The sequence below is a fragment of the Asticcacaulis sp. genome (genome assembly GCF_027484505.1).
Classification (GTDB): domain Bacteria; phylum Pseudomonadota; class Alphaproteobacteria; order Caulobacterales; family Caulobacteraceae; genus Asticcacaulis.
Map to the genome: position 1 here is coordinate 1 of NZ_JAIXSV010000008.1, position 14047 is coordinate 14047.

Annotated in this window: 11 protein-coding genes, 1 tRNA gene and 2 pseudogenes; 8 read left to right on the forward strand and 6 right to left on the reverse strand. The window is 61.6% G+C overall.

Annotated features, from left to right (window positions below):
- Positions 1-105 (forward strand): annotated as a pseudogene (locus Q0072_RS00465) (IS5/IS1182 family transposase); the annotation flags it as partial.
- Between the two features lie 281 nt (positions 106-386).
- Here the strand turns inward: Q0072_RS00465 and Q0072_RS00470 are convergent.
- Positions 387-478 (reverse strand) — tRNA-Ser (locus Q0072_RS00470).
- 180 nt (positions 479-658) lie between these two features.
- Between Q0072_RS00470 and Q0072_RS00475 the strand changes: the two genes are divergently transcribed.
- The 4 genes from Q0072_RS00475 to Q0072_RS00490 are packed head-to-tail and all read left to right on the forward strand — an operon-like array spanning position 659 to position 5416.
- Positions 659-2266 carry an exopolysaccharide biosynthesis polyprenyl glycosylphosphotransferase gene (locus tag Q0072_RS00475; RefSeq protein WP_298324190.1) on the forward strand — a complete coding sequence of 536 codons (1608 nt, stop codon included), beginning with the start codon at positions 659-661 and terminating at the stop codon, positions 2264-2266.
- 5 nt (positions 2267-2271) lie between these two features.
- Positions 2272-3735: a lipopolysaccharide biosynthesis protein gene (locus Q0072_RS00480; RefSeq protein ID WP_298324192.1), complete on the forward strand. Its 1464-nt coding sequence runs from the start codon at positions 2272-2274 to the stop codon at positions 3733-3735.
- Positions 3732-4649, forward strand: coding sequence for a glycosyltransferase family 2 protein (locus Q0072_RS00485; RefSeq protein ID WP_298324195.1), 918 nt, complete (start codon positions 3732-3734; stop codon positions 4647-4649). Before Q0072_RS00480 ends, Q0072_RS00485 begins: the two co-directional genes overlap by 4 nt.
- Positions 4649-5416: a polysaccharide deacetylase family protein gene (locus Q0072_RS00490; RefSeq protein ID WP_298324197.1), complete on the forward strand. Its 768-nt coding sequence runs from the start codon at positions 4649-4651 to the stop codon at positions 5414-5416. Before Q0072_RS00485 ends, Q0072_RS00490 begins: the two co-directional genes overlap by 1 nt.
- A gap of 83 nt (positions 5417-5499) precedes the next feature.
- On the opposite strand, the gene Q0072_RS00495 is transcribed toward Q0072_RS00490, so the two are convergent.
- The 3 genes from Q0072_RS00495 to Q0072_RS00505 all read right to left on the reverse strand — a co-directional run bounded on the left by Q0072_RS00495 (position 5500) and on the right by Q0072_RS00505 (position 9153).
- Positions 5500-6801 carry an O-antigen ligase gene (locus Q0072_RS00495; protein WP_298324200.1) on the reverse strand — a complete coding sequence of 434 codons (1302 nt, stop codon included), beginning with the start codon at positions 6799-6801 and terminating at the stop codon, positions 5500-5502.
- Complete coding sequence (locus Q0072_RS00500; protein WP_298324202.1) at positions 6801-7517, reverse strand: transcriptional regulator; 717 nt, start codon at positions 7515-7517, stop codon at positions 6801-6803. Before Q0072_RS00500 ends, Q0072_RS00495 begins: the two co-directional genes overlap by 1 nt.
- Before the next feature lie 127 nt (positions 7518-7644).
- Positions 7645-9153 (reverse strand): Wzz/FepE/Etk N-terminal domain-containing protein, encoded by a 1509-nt coding sequence (locus Q0072_RS00505; protein ID WP_298324204.1) that lies wholly within the window; start codon positions 9151-9153, stop codon positions 7645-7647.
- Positions 9154-9321: 168 nt separating this feature from the next.
- Between Q0072_RS00505 and Q0072_RS00510 the strand changes: the two genes are divergently transcribed.
- On the forward strand, positions 9322-10035 hold the full coding sequence (locus tag Q0072_RS00510) for a polysaccharide biosynthesis/export family protein (protein WP_298324207.1): 714 nt from the start codon (positions 9322-9324) through the stop codon (positions 10033-10035).
- Positions 10036-10133: 98 nt separating this feature from the next.
- Here Q0072_RS00510 and Q0072_RS00515 read toward each other — a convergent pair whose 3' ends face one another.
- Complete coding sequence (locus Q0072_RS00515; RefSeq protein WP_013480619.1) at positions 10134-10406, reverse strand: hypothetical protein; 273 nt, start codon at positions 10404-10406, stop codon at positions 10134-10136.
- A 439-nt stretch (positions 10407-10845) separates the two neighbouring features.
- On the opposite strand from Q0072_RS00515, the gene Q0072_RS00520 reads away from it, so the two are divergent.
- Positions 10846-11919, forward strand: a complete 1074-nt coding sequence (locus Q0072_RS00520) for an RcnB family protein (RefSeq protein WP_298324214.1) — start codon at positions 10846-10848, stop codon at positions 11917-11919.
- Positions 11920-11923: 4 nt separating this feature from the next.
- Positions 11924-12133 (forward strand): hypothetical protein, encoded by a 210-nt coding sequence (locus tag Q0072_RS00525; protein WP_298324216.1) that lies wholly within the window; start codon positions 11924-11926, stop codon positions 12131-12133.
- Between the two features lie 803 nt (positions 12134-12936).
- On the opposite strand, the pseudogene Q0072_RS00530 reads toward Q0072_RS00525, so the two are convergent.
- Positions 12937-13956, reverse strand: a pseudogene (locus tag Q0072_RS00530) (IS110 family transposase); the annotation flags it as partial.
- Positions 13957-14047 lie beyond the last annotated feature (91 nt).

Genomic DNA, 14047 nt, shown 5'->3' on the forward strand with positions numbered 1-14047 from the left:
CTCAAGCAGTTCAGGGGAATTGCCACACGATACGACAAAAATCCCCTTAACTTCCTTGCCGCTGTCAAGATTGTAGCCTCTCGCATCTGGATCAAAGCGTTATGAGTCTACGGCCTAGAACCCATGCACACCGGCCCGCGAGGATAAGGAACCTCTCGTAGCATCAGCGGCCACTGCCGCTACCTTCCAACCATATCTGAATTGCCGGACAAGGAAGACTAACGTGGTAAGGTTCAGACCTGAGGTGTTACCTAAAAACTACAGCATGCTTCAAATACGTCCGGCGAAATCCACCCATATCCGCGCAAACCGCTGGGGTGAATGCTGGGGTCGCATAGGCTTTGCGAGAAAAATTATCAGCAAATACAACATTTTATGAGAGCGAATGGCGGAGACGATGGGATTCGAACCCATGGTACCCTTTTAGGGGTACGCTCATTTAGCAAACGAGTGCCTTCAGCCTCTCGGCCACGTCTCCGCACTAAGGGTTCACTTAGCCTGACTTGTCCCAAATGGCAACGGGCAATCCAAGCCCCACTCCGGAAAAGTGTGAACATCGTCGCGTGGGGCGAAAATCACGATTTGCCTTATGGAAAAAGGGCTTGCGTTAACGGTTATCTAAACGCCGTGTGGCAGGGTGTCGGCGAAACCGCCTCAGATGATCCCCAACGGACACCCCAAACCGGTCATGACAGACGCACGCACAGGCACCCCCGCCGAAACGCTTATGCCCCCCGCCGCCCCTGACCGGGTGACGGGCGAGAAGGCCTTGCGCGTTCAGGGTTTGAGCCAGGGCCGCACAGCCGAAGCCCCGGCGGATCATCGTCGCGGGCCGTTTCGCCCTGAGCGTCTGGTGCCGCTGCGTGAGCGCCGCGCCAATGAGGCCTATGCCTACCTCTTCCGTTTCAGCGACCTGCTGCTGATCGCGGGCCTCAGCCTGTTTGTGGCGCAGGGCCTGTCATCGCAGGGCTGGCAAGGGGCGCTGGCCGCCGACATACTGCCGCTGCTGGTCGCCGCCGTCAGCCTGTGCTGGAGCCTCAAGAGCTTCGATCTCTACGTCTATCGTCGTCAGGAGCGCCTGAGCGGGCACCTGCTGCGCGTGCTGGCCGCCGTGACGCTCAGCCTGATCGCCGGCTTTGGGACGGCGGGCCTCAGCGGTCGGGCCGATCTGCTGATCTCTGTCTTTGGTCTGTGGGCCGTTGGGGTGTGGCTGGGTCTGTGGGCGCTGCACGGCGCGTCATTTGGGCTGGTGGCCCGCTGGCGGCGCAAAGGCTTATTGACGCCCAATATCGTCATTGTCGGCGCCACGCGCGACGCCAAAATCCTCATCGAAGCGGCGCTGGAACGGCGCGACGTCAATATTCTGGGCATTTTCGACGACCGCCTGTCGCGTGCCCCCGGAGACGTCTGCGGCGTGCCGGTACTGGGCGATACCGAAGCGCTTTTGTCGCACAAGATTACGCCTTTTGTCGATCGAGTGGTCGTCGCTGTCGATCCGTCGGCGCGCGCCCGCGTCGAAGGCCTGATCCGTCGCCTGAGCCTCTTGCCCAATGCCGTGTCGCTGCTGGTCGATGTCGATAGCGAGGCCGGACGCAAAACCGCTCTGGACCGTCTGGCGGAACAAAGCCTGAGCACCAACGGCGTCGGGCCGTCTGACGCCCACCGCACCCTGCACAAACGGCTTCAGGACGTCGTGATCGGCACCCTGGCGCTGCTGATATTCACCCCGGTGATGGTGGTGGTCGCCGTGCTGATCAAGCTGGACAGCCCCGGCCCCGTCTTCTTCCGTCAGCGCCGCCACGGCATGAACAACGAAGTCATCAATGTATGGAAGTTCCGCTCCATGCGCACCGAAGCCGCTGACCCGACCGCCGCGCGTCAGGTGTCACGCGACGACGACCGCGTTACCCGCGTCGGGCGCTTTATCCGCAAGACCAGCCTCGATGAGCTGCCGCAACTGTTCAACGTTTTGCGGGGCGATATGTCACTGGTCGGGCCGCGCCCGCACGCCATCGGCATGAAGACCGGCGACGCCGATTCGGCTAAGCTGGTGGCGGAATACGCCTGGCGACACCGCATAAAACCTGGCATGACCGGCTGGGCCGCCATCAAGGGCTCGCGCGGCGCGCTGGAAAACGCCGAAGACGTGCGCCGCCGCGTGCAACTGGATATCGACTATATCGAACGCCAGTCCTTCTGGTTCGACCTGTACATCATGGCCATGACGGTGCCCTGCATCCTTGGCGACCGCCACGCCGTCCGGTAAGGCCGATGTTCTGGAAAGGCCTGTGGGGATACCTTCCCGCCAATGTGTTGCAGGGGCTGATCGGGTTTGCCACCCTGATCACCTTTACGCGCCTTCTGTCGCCCGATGACTATGGCCGCTACGCGCTGGCCTTTGGCGTATCGAGTCTGGCCCAGACCCTGTGCTTTACGTGGATCGAAGCGGCCATGGCGCGCTTCTATCCGTCGGAATCGCGCGAAAACTCCGAAGCCCCGGCACTCTATGGCACGCTTTACCGCCTGTTTGCGGGGGTAAGCGTGGTGTTTGCGGTCGTCTGCGCCGCCGGTCTGTGGCTGTGGCCCGCGCCGGACGCGCACACGCAGGCGCTCAAGCTGGCCATCGGCTGCGGGCTGGGCGTCGTCGTCTTCCGCAGCCTGATCAAGATGGTGCAGGAACAACGCCGCTCCGAAGGGCGCGTCGGCACCGCCTCGACTCTGGATATGATCCAGACCGCCGGTGGGTTTGGTCTGGGCGCGCTGCTGGCTTGGGCCGGTTTAGGCGGCGGCGCGCCGCTGCTGGCCGCCGGGATCGTGGCGGCCGCCTGTCTGCCGTTTGTCGCCCGCGAAGACTGGGGTCGCGCGCGCAAGGGGCACTTCGATGCCGCCCGCGCCCGGCAGTATGCCCATTACGGCCTCCCCGTCTCGGCCAGCCTGATCCTCACCCTGGCGCTCTATACGGTGGACCGGTTTCTGATCGCCGGGTTCCTGTCCGAAGCCGAGGCCGGGGCCTATCACGCGGGCTATAGCCTCGCCTCGCGCATCCTCGACGTGCTGTTTTTGTGGTTTGGCGCGGCCGGTGGCCCGGCGCTGGTCCACGCGCTGGAAAGCGGCGGTCCCGACGCCCTGAAAGCCCACGCCCGTGATCAGTTCCGCGTCATGGCGCTGGTTCTGTTTCCGGCGGTCGGCGGGCTGATCGCCGTCGAAGCCCCGCTGGCTCAACTGTTGATTGGCGAAGGGCTGCGCGAACAGGCCCTCAGCGTCACCGCCCTGATCAGCGTCGGTGCCCTGCTGTCGGGCTTTAACACCTATTATTTCCTTCAGGCCTTTACCCTGTCGAAGAAGACGAAACTTTTGACCGTGGCCATGGCCATTCCCGCCATCGCCAATGTCGGGCTGAACCTGTGGCTGATCCCGCTCTATGGCCTGTGGGGGGCCGGTCTGGCGACGGCTTTGAGCTTTGGCATCGGGCTGATCGGCTCGTGGGTTCTGGGACACCGCGCCATCGCCCTGCCCGTGCCGTGGCGTGACCTGATGCTGACCGCCGCCGCCACCGCGGTGATGGTCCTGTGCGTGCGACTGATCCCGGCCTTTGGCGGGATAGGGGAACTGGTGTTGAAAGGCGTAACCGGCGTCGTGGTCTATGCCGTGCTGGCTCTGGCCCTGAACCTCAACAATGTCCGCGCCCACAGCCAACGCTTCCTTAAACGCTTTGGGTTAGGGTCAGTCGCATGACCGCTACCGTCGTCACCAATGCCGCTTTTGAAGCCGCCTCGCCGCCGCGCCTGTCGGTGCTGATCCCCTTCTATAAGGAAAGCCCGGCCACCCTGCTGCGCGCCCTGACGCCGACGCCGGGGGTGGAGATCGTTCTGCTCGATGACGGGTCCGGGCAGGCCGAGTTGACGCAGGAGGTGATGTCAACGATTGATGAAATCGTCCTGCCCGTCACCTTCCTCAGCCTGACGCACAATGAAGGCCGGGCCCGCGGGCGCAACCGCCTGACGCAGGCGGCGCGCGGCGACTATTTCCTGTGCCTCGATTCCGACATGCTGCCCGATGCGCCGGACTTCCTGACGCGCTGGCTTGAGGTGATGGACGACAATCCTGCCGTGGTGTTTGGCGGCTTTTCGCTGCTTCAGGCCCCGATGGACAAACGCTTTGCTATCCACCGCATGATGGCGGCCAAAAGCGACTGCCTCGATGCGGCGACCCGCGCCCTGATGCCGGAAAAATACGTCTTCACCTCCAACCTGCTGATCCGCCGCGACGTCTTTGCGGCGCAGGATTTCGACAACCGCTTCACCGGCTGGGGCTGGGAGGACGTCGAATGGGCCATGCGCGTGGCGCAACAGTTTGGCGTGCAGCACATCGACAACCCCGCCACCCATCTGGGGCTCGACACGGCGGAGACGCTGATGCGAAAATACGAACAATCGGTCGGCAACTTCGCCCGCGTCGTTGACAAACACCCGCAGGTCGTCGCCACCTATGCCAGCTACCGCGCAGCGCGCCTGATCCGCAAGCTGCCTTTACGCGGGGCCCTGCGCGCCACTTTGCGCGGTGTGATACGTAGCGAAGCCCTGCCGCTGAAGGCCCGCGCCTTTGGCCTGCGCCTGTACCGCGCTGCCCTTTATTCTGAGGTCGTCTGATGAGCTATGCCGAAGCCTATGCCGCCGATCGTTCGCTGTATGGCAAGCTGCGCCGCCGCGCCTCGAAGCTGCTGTTCCGCAAGCCGGCGCAGTTGAAAGGGCTGACGAAACCGCTGCTGACCTTTTCGTTTGATGATGCCCCGCAGTCGGCGGCCATAGCCGGGGCGGGCATACTGGAACGCCACGGCTATCGCGCCACCTACTTCATCTCCGCCGGCCTGATGGGGCAGGACAGCCATTTCGGCCCCTACGCCACCGCCGCCCAGATCGCCGCCCTGAATGCGCGCGGCCATGAGATCGCCTGCCACACCCTGATGCACATCGACTGCGGTCAGGCGAAGGGGGCTGACATTGCGTTAAGCGTGGACGAAAATCAAAAGCTTATTCAATCGCTTGGCGTGCCCACTTCAACCACCTTTGCCTATCCCTATGGCGATGTGTCACCACAGGCCAAGGCGGTGCTGGGCGACCGTTATCGCTCCTCGCGCGCCCTGCACCACGGCCTGATCCGCTCCGGCAGCGACCTCAATCAGGCCCCCGCCATCGGCATCGAAGGGGACGCCGGTGAGCGGCTGGCGCTGGAGTGGATGGCGCAGGCGCTCAAAACGCCGCAAAGCTGGCTGGTCCTCTATACCCACGATGTGCGTGAAAATCCGTCGCCTTGGGGCTGCACGCCGGAGACTCTGGAAACGCTGGCCACCTCCGCACAGACGCTCGGCTTTGAGGTCGTCACCTACGCCGAAGGCACCCGCCGCGCGGGCGGTTAAGGCGTTCCACGGAGGCATCCTTTGGGTTGGTGCTCAGTTTTGGAAACCACACAAAGACACCCGGTTTGTGATGTGTGGAGATCTTAATCGTACAGCCCGCGTCTTGGCCGCACAGGCGCAACCGGGGCCGCAATCACCGGCGCATCGCCCGGCAGAGCCAGCTTCACGACGATCAGCACGATCAGACACCAGCGGATGTCGTTCCAGCCGATAGCGATGCTCTCGGTCAGGCTCATCAGTGAATAGACGGTGATAAACGGCAGGGCGAAATAACCTCCGTCGCCGCGATAGGTGCGATAAAAGGCCTTCAGCCACGTCTCAATAAACACCAGCGCCCACACAGTCAGCCCGACATAGCCCAGCGCCAGCCACACCTCGTACCAGCACGAATGGGCGTGATAGGCGCGGAAACCCGCCACCTCGGTGATCCAGCGCAGCGGCGTCCACTCCCCTTCGGTGGACCACACGACGCCATAGCCGTAACCGGTGACCGGCTGTTTGTGCATCACGAAGTCGATCCCGGCCCAGATATTGGTGCGCCCGGTCAGGGTCGCATCCTTACCCAGCAGGTGAAACAACTGGTCCGGCATCAGAATAACAAAGCTGCCCACCGCCAGCAGCACACACACCGCCACCCAGGTCAGGAACACCCCCAGAAGCGGCCCGCGCCGCGACAGCCAGACAAAGGCCATCATCCCGGCCCCCAGAATGAGCGCCAGCAACGAGGTCTTGGAGGTAGACATCAGCACCAGAAACGCCGCCCCACCTGCCGCAGCGAACCATAGCCAGCGGCGTTTGGGCACCTGAATCCCGGCCGCCAGACAGGCCAGGAAGCCGACATCCATTACGGCCCCCAGATTGTTCTTTTCGGCAAAGACCCCGCGCCACGCCCCGACGAACAGCTCGGTCATGCGTCCCTTGTCCGGAAACACAATGGCCATGACAAACGACCCGGCAATCAGGATCAGATAGGTGACCGCGATCACCTCGATCAGCTTGCTCCACGAAAAGCGCGCGGCGATGACATAGCCGGCCAGACAGGTCATGGCGAAGGCCACAAAGCGACGCAGCGTGGCCGACGGGTCAATCGACCACAGGTAGGACGCCGCGCACAGCAGGATCAGGGTGACCAGCAGCGGCGTGCGGATCACGCCCGCCAGCACCGACTTCCACGTCAGGACCAGAAGCGCCAGCGCACACAGGTAAACCGGGTAGTAGATGTTGCGGATAATGGCTCCGGCCATGGGCGACTGTTCGGTCGAATAGCCGAAGATGGGCGACACCCAGCCCTGCGAAAACATGAACAGGATAAACACCGCCAGACCGAAAGACAGCCACTGCCCGTCCCAGTCCTCCCGGATGCCACGGAGGATATCGCTGACCATCAGCCGCGCGCGACTTTGCGCCTCGCCGGCGAGGCGGCGGTGCGGCTCTTGTTATAGACCATGCCCAGCAGACGGCCGCCCACTTGCTCGATCTCGGTTTTCAGCGCCACGCGGGCGTCAATTTCGCCCTCGCCTTCGCTGACCACCAGCACCACCCCGTCCATCAGCGGGGCCAGTTTTAGCACGGCATCCGAACGGTCAAAGGCCGGGGCATCAACCACGATGGCCTGAGCGTGGGTGCGCAGCGCCTGCCAGTAGGAGGATTGCTCAAACAAACGCGCCTTCTGCCCCGGCAGCAGCAGGTGGTCGCGCAGGCGTGTCACCCACATCCGCTTGTCCAGAAAAGGCCGTGCGATCAGGTAATGGCTATCGGGCACAGGCTGTCCCTGCGGGTCCAGCGCCTTGGGCGACAGGGCAAAGAAGACCGAGCCATCAGGAGAGGCCGAGGATACCGGCCCCGGCGGGCCGAAACGGGCGGGTTCGTCCAGCACGGACTCAAGCTGTGTCTGCTGGCGCAGGTCGGCATCGACCAGCCACACCGGGCGCTTGGCAAAGGCCGCTTCGCAACGCGCATATTCGCGCGCCACGGTCGAGACGCCTTCCCCGCCACAGGCCGACACGAACAGGAGAGCGCGCCCACGGCCGCTCTCGGCGGCCTGCGAACCACCCCTGAGCGCCGCCATCAGATCGGCCATTTCCCGCGTCAGATCGACCATAGAACTCAATATGCAATGTGTGCGAATCGCGCCTTTAGGCGTCTGCTGATACCATAAGCCGTTTTGGATCAGAAACCTATGGGTTGAACGCGACCCTTTTCTGACAAAGCCCTGTTTAGTGCGGGTTTTATTTGGCTTTGGCTTGTGCCAGCACCGGCAGGCCCAGCGTCTTTGAAGCCATGTCGGCGCTCAGGAAGCCCTTGCGCAGGAAGACACGCGCCAGCCCGGCACACAGGGCCGTGAAGCCCCCGAACAGGAAGGCCAGAATGAAGACCGGCTTTTGCAGGCTCTTAGCCTTGTCCGGCGGCCGGGCGCGGTTGACGACACGCACCGTGTCCTGCGCCTTTTCGGCGATTTCGCGCGCAGCCTGGGTTTCCTGAATCCGCTGGGTAAAGGTGGCGATATTGGTCTGCAAGGCGTTCCGTTCGGTCGCCAGACTGTTGTATTCGGCCTCCATGCCGACCAGCGACTGAAGCTTTTGCGTCACCTGATCGGCCTGCGCCTGAAGCTGGGTGCGGCGGCCAGAGGTCGCGGCGATCTCCGCTTCCAGCGTCAGCTTGTCGGTCAGGAGTTGCTGATAGACCGGATTAACGCCGATGCGGTGTTCCTTCTCACCGATGGCACGCCCGGACGCCTGCATCGTCTCCAGCGCCCGGATCTGTTCATCGAGGTCGCGCACCGCCGGGGCGGCGGGCGTATAGCGCGTCAGAAGCTCGGCACGCTGCTGCTTCAGAGCCAAAATCTTCGACGGTACGCTGAGGTCCAGTTGCCGCTCAGTGCTCATTTCCGGGGCCTGCTGCCCCAGACGCGCCGCAATGGCCGACAGACGTGCCCGCGCCGTGGCCAGACCCGCATCGGCCACATAGATTTCCGACATCACCGTGTCATAGAGCTTGGTGTAGGTCGCCTTGGCCGCCTGAAAATCGCCCACCCCATTACGCAGCAGGAAGTCTTCGTAGGTCTGATCCGCCTGACGCAGACGCCGGTCAAAGGCCGCCTTCTGGTTTTCCAGCAAGGGCGCGGTGACGTCCATGAACACTTCATGGCGATAACTCTGATAGAGGTCGATAAAGGTATTAAGGATCAGGGCGGCGGCCAGCGGGTCCTTGTGCGTGAAGCTGAGGCGCACGATATTGCTTTGAGGCGCGGTTTCAGTCTTCAGGCCGCTCAGCGTCTTCATTGCCCGCGTATCAGCCTGCGCGCGTTCGGTTTCGTTGCGCGGCGCAAAGGTCTTGGGGAAGCTCGGATCGATGGCGTGGTAGCCCAGCTTTTCGATGACACGGTGCTTCAGTTCGGCGGAGTTGAGGATTTCGACTTCCGACTGCACCACCTCGTCGATGGTGGCGATGGCCCCGCGCGCCGCATCCCCGGCCGCAGGCACATAAACGTAGTCCTGCCCCAGTTGCATCAGCAGCGACGCATCGGCCGTGTAGCTCTTTTTCAGGGTCATGGCAAAACCGGCGCCGACACCAAAGATGATGGCAAAGACCAGCAGCATCAGCCACCATTCGCGCAGCAGAAGGCGTAGCATGTCATCGACATCGTAGGCGTAGCGCCGCCGCACGGGCGCGCGGGCACCCCGGCGCTCGCTACCTGTGGTGTCCATCTCTTCGCTGTAAACGCCCTGCGCGCGCATTCAGCCCTAAACCCCTTCACATCACCTGGTTCTTTGTATGCCAGGAAAAAACACGATTCGGACGCTGCGCCTCCGATCTATCTGTGGGGAGTTTCTATCCGAGGCATTAACCAACCGTTACCCATTTTAAACGAAGGTTAAGACGGACTGAATTTTGTGGACGCCGCCATGCTCAGCAAACGCGCCTTGATGTTGGGACTGACCGGAATGGGCCTCAGCGCCCTGATGGCGGCCCCTGCGGCACAGGCGGCGCGCGCCCCCGAAGCGACCCCCATACGCTTTTCGCAATGGACGGACGAAGACCCGCCCTATCTGTTCTATCCGGCGGACAAGCTGGAGATTCAGGTACCGGGTGCGCCGGAACTCAGTCGGACGACGCAGGTCGGTCAGGATGGCCGTATCACCCTGCCCCTCGTCGGGCAGGTCATGGCCGCCTATAAAAGTGTGCCGGACTTACAAACGGAAATTACCGAACTGTACCGGCCCTATCTGCGCCATCCCGAAGTGACGGTCTTCCCCGGCGATACGGGCAATACGCGCGTGCTGGTCGGTGGCGAGGTGCGCAATCCGGGCTGGGTCGAAATGCCGGGCGATTTTGACGCCCTGTCGGCCGCGCTGGCGGCGGGCGGCTTTACCAATGCCGCCAAGTCGCAACAGGTGCTGATCCTGCGTCGCGGTCTGGACGGGACGATCATGCAAAGGCTGATCGACCTCAAAAGCCCGCTGAATGGCAAGGCCTCAATGGCCGTCGCACTTCGCCGTCACGACATCGTTTTTGTGCCGAAAACCCGTATCGCCAAGGCCGGCGTGTGGGTCGAACAGAACATCAACAATATTGTCCCGGCAGGGATCATGAACTGGCTGCTCTACAGCCAGAATTAGAGCGCAATCCGAAAAAGTGGATACCACTTTTCGGAAAAATTGCGCGATCACACAAAAATCTAGAGCCATTCGGCGGCTCAACTGAGCCGACGAAGGCTCTAGGCCGCGTAGCGGGTGTGGCCCTGATCCAGCCAGCGGCGGGCCGCCTTTTGGGCTTCGGCGACGTCTTCGCGTTCCATTTCCTTCGACAGCTCGCGGCGGTAAAGCGTCGCTTCCATCGAACCGCGCATCGAAGCGAGGTTGAACATCATGTGCGCCGAAATCAGGTCCACGGGCGCACCGTTCTGACCGGTGGAATACATCATGCCGAGCTTGAACAGGTCATCACCGTTCATATCCGGTGTCGGCAGAGGCAGGGTCTCGTTCGTCATCTTCGTCTCCGCGCCTTTTGCGCGGCCCCCGAAATCATGTGGTCGATAAGCTGAGTTTTCCACCGCCAAGTGAAATTAAAGTTAACACTGATATTTACTGTGAATTTTTTATGTAAAATTTGAATTAACATTAATTATTATGTTAACGATTAAAGTAATTATTATTACTTATTTCAAAATATTTGAGTTTAAATTGATAAAATTTTATAAATTTCCGTATAATTACAAACCTCCACTCCGAACGGAGCGTTAACATCTGAATTTAGAATCAATGAAGCGGCTGACTCAGCTTGGCGCTGTCAGCGGGGCCAACTGACCGATACCTGCGCGGTTTCGTTCAGTTTCAGTTCAGCCAGACCGGCGCATAGTGAAAGCAATCGGAGAAAAGCGTCTCCGTCCATGCGTAGGGTGGCAAAAAATCGCCGCCATCGAGGAAACCATGACCCACCGGTCGTCCAAATCCCTGAGACTGAGCGCCACAGCCCTGAGCGCGGTCATCGCCTTTACGTCATTGCCTCTGACTTCCGGCACCGCTTACGCCGGTACGACGGCATTTCTGCAGCGCCAGCCGGATCAGCGCAGCGAGGCCCCGCCGGCGCCGCAGCCGCGTCCGCAGGTGAGCGAACCGCGTGCAGAACGCGGTGACCGAGGGGGTGATCGGGGAGGCGACCGGGGTGGCGAACGCGGCCCGCGCGGCGGTAACGACACTCGCGGCGACAATGGCGGCAGCAATGCCGGTGGCTGGAACCGCGGTGACACCCCGCGCAACACCAATACGGGCAGCGGCTGGAACCGTCAGCCGGGTCAGGACAATACGGCCGGACGCCCGGATCGTACCCCCGGTGCCAATACGGGTGGCAATACCGGCGGCTGGCAAGGTCGCCCCGACCGTAATGACAGCCGCCCTGAGACGCGACCTGAGACCAGGCCAGAGACGCGTCCGGAAACCCGGCCCGGCAATGACGGGCGCTGGAACGGCGGGCGCGACACCACGCCCGGCGGCTGGACCGGCAATCGCGGTAACGAAAACCGGGGCGGCTGGGACAATCGCGACGGAAACTCGGGTCGCAATGATCGTAATGAGCGCGATTGGGGCCGTAATGACCGCAATGACCGTGACCGTGGCGGCTGGGACAACCGGGGCCGCAATAATGACAGCCGCTATAATGGCGGCTGGGACGGTCATGACTCTGACCGCAACGGCTGGTCGTCGCGCCACGCCTATAACTGGCGCACGCATCGCGATTTCCGTTCCTACACAGGGGTGCGCATAGGCTTCTATTTCGCCCCGCGTTACGGCTATTACCGCGTGCCGAGCGCGTATTACGGCTATCGCTACGACTATGGCGACTACCTGCCGCGCTACTTCTACAGCTATCGCGTCTATGACCCGGATTTCTATTTCCTGCCGCCCAAGCCCTATGGCTGCGAATACTATTTCGTCGGCAGCGACATCGTTCTGGTCGATCTGCGCACCGGCCGTATCATCGACGTCTTTTACGATGTGTTCTGATAAAATGGCCGCCCCTGCCGATCCAACCATCGGCAGGGGCGGCTTTCTGCTGTCACGGTTACCGCCACATGCCTATGTCGAGGCCCGACACTCGGCCGACTACACCGTCACCGGCGAAGAACTCGACTGGCTCGCCGAGCGCGTAAAGCTCTTGCAGGACACCGTCGCCGCCGTCGCTAAAAAGCGCTTAAATCCCGCAAACCTCACAAATTAGCGATACAGTACAACGGGGTACCGAGTTTGCGCCTCACCACGTGCTACGCGCACCTCTCGTCGGCTCCGCATAACTATCTGTAAAATATAGACTATCACACAAGATTAAGCCCCGGAGCCTCTCCGCCTTTTTATCCTGCCTCCCCACGGCAAAATCAATGGAGGCATGTTTAAGTGCGTAAATTCAGGCACTTAAACCCAAACAGCCTCATGGCGCAATCACGAGTCTCCCGATTTACCGATGTGCAGACAAACACTTAGACCTCACTTGGAGGCATTGCTTTTATCTTGCGCTATTAATTGGCGGTATAATGCCACCTTCACGCACTTTCGCTTGCCCGGACGGCCGTTTGGTCGGGCTGTTATCTGTGCGAGGGGTCGTGGATTTTGACGTCGTCATGGCGAGTTCCTTTTATCAGACGTGGGCGGTTTTGTCAGGTCGCAGGCACCGGGATCGAGGTTCCAGGTCCGGGGTTTAAACGTGATGCGCCGTGCACTATTCCGTGCTCTGCGGCGGTCGTGGAGGCCCGGGACGAAGGTCGTCTGTGGGCGGGCCGGACCGGATCGCGGCACAACTGCATATCGGACTAACGGAGTATCATTACATGCACTCAAGCGTGGTCCCGAACGGGCCACAGGCAAGATATCGTACGTTCCGTCGCTCAGGGTCTGCATCCGTTTTTCCGCCTCTCAGCGGATCTCGATCAAGGGGTTAAGTTGGACAATCAGGTTGGTTCAGGCATGGGCACCCAAGTGTTTGCGGCGCTTGGCCAGGGCTTTTTCGACACGTTCCGACGCCGGTTCGGCGGGATTGCCGTTGTAGAACGTGCCATCGCACCAGAGCGCGTGCATGATGACAGCCAGCTTGCGCGCCACCGCCACGCAGGCCTTCTGGTGGCACCGTCGTTTGGCGATGGCCTGGCCCCAGGTCTTGACCTTGTCCTGCCCTCGGTAGCGGGTCAGCAGGACATTGGCCGCCTCATACAACGCTCGCCGGGCATCAGGATCGCCGGCCTTGGAGATGCGCCCATGAACATCAATCGAGGTGCCTGACTGCCATCGTTTCGAGGTCAGACCGAAGTAGGCGGCCACGTCGCGCGAACGTCGAAAGCGCTCCGGATCGTCGATAGCGGTCAGCACAGTCAGGGCGGCGACAGGCCCCACGCCGGGGATTTCCATAAACCGTCGGCACACCTCCTGCTGAGCCGTGAAGCGCACCACCAGCGCATGCAGCCGGGTATATTCCTTCCAGAGTGCCGCGCGTGCCGTCAGCATAGAATCCATGAGTTCGGACGTCATTTCGTCGGCTTTGACGGCCTCGCGCACGGCGGCGTCGAAGCGGCCCCGGCTGGTGTCTCCCAGACGGATTCCGAAGGCCTTGAGCGAGTGCCGGATGGTGTTTTCGAGGTCGAGAAACTTGCGCTTGAGGTTGCGGCGCTGGATCAGAAGCAAACGTACCCGGTAGCAGGCCTCGCTCTTGATGTAGGCGGTCTTGTACCAACCGGTGCGTACGATATGGGCCAGGCCCAGCGCGTCGGTGGCATCGGTTTTATTGCGCTGGGCCTTCAGAGCGGAGCGCACATGATGGGTCTCCAGGCAGATGGCGGGCAAACCCCGCGCCACCAGTTCCGGCTGCAGCCAGGGCGACAGGGCACCGGCTTCATGTCCTACGCGTTTGAGTTTGGGCAAGTACGGTTTGAGCGTTCGCCACAGGGTTTCGGGATCGGTGGCGACCGAGGTTTGCAGCACAACTGTGCCTTTGTCGTCCACGACACAGACCGCCGTGGTGTCGATGGATATGTCCAGTCCGCAGAAATAGTCCATAACGCGCCTCCTTTGGGGTTTGCGCTGAACAGTATCGCTGATTTGAGAGCCGAGCGGATCGGGACGGGGTCTGACGCCAATTACATCAGCA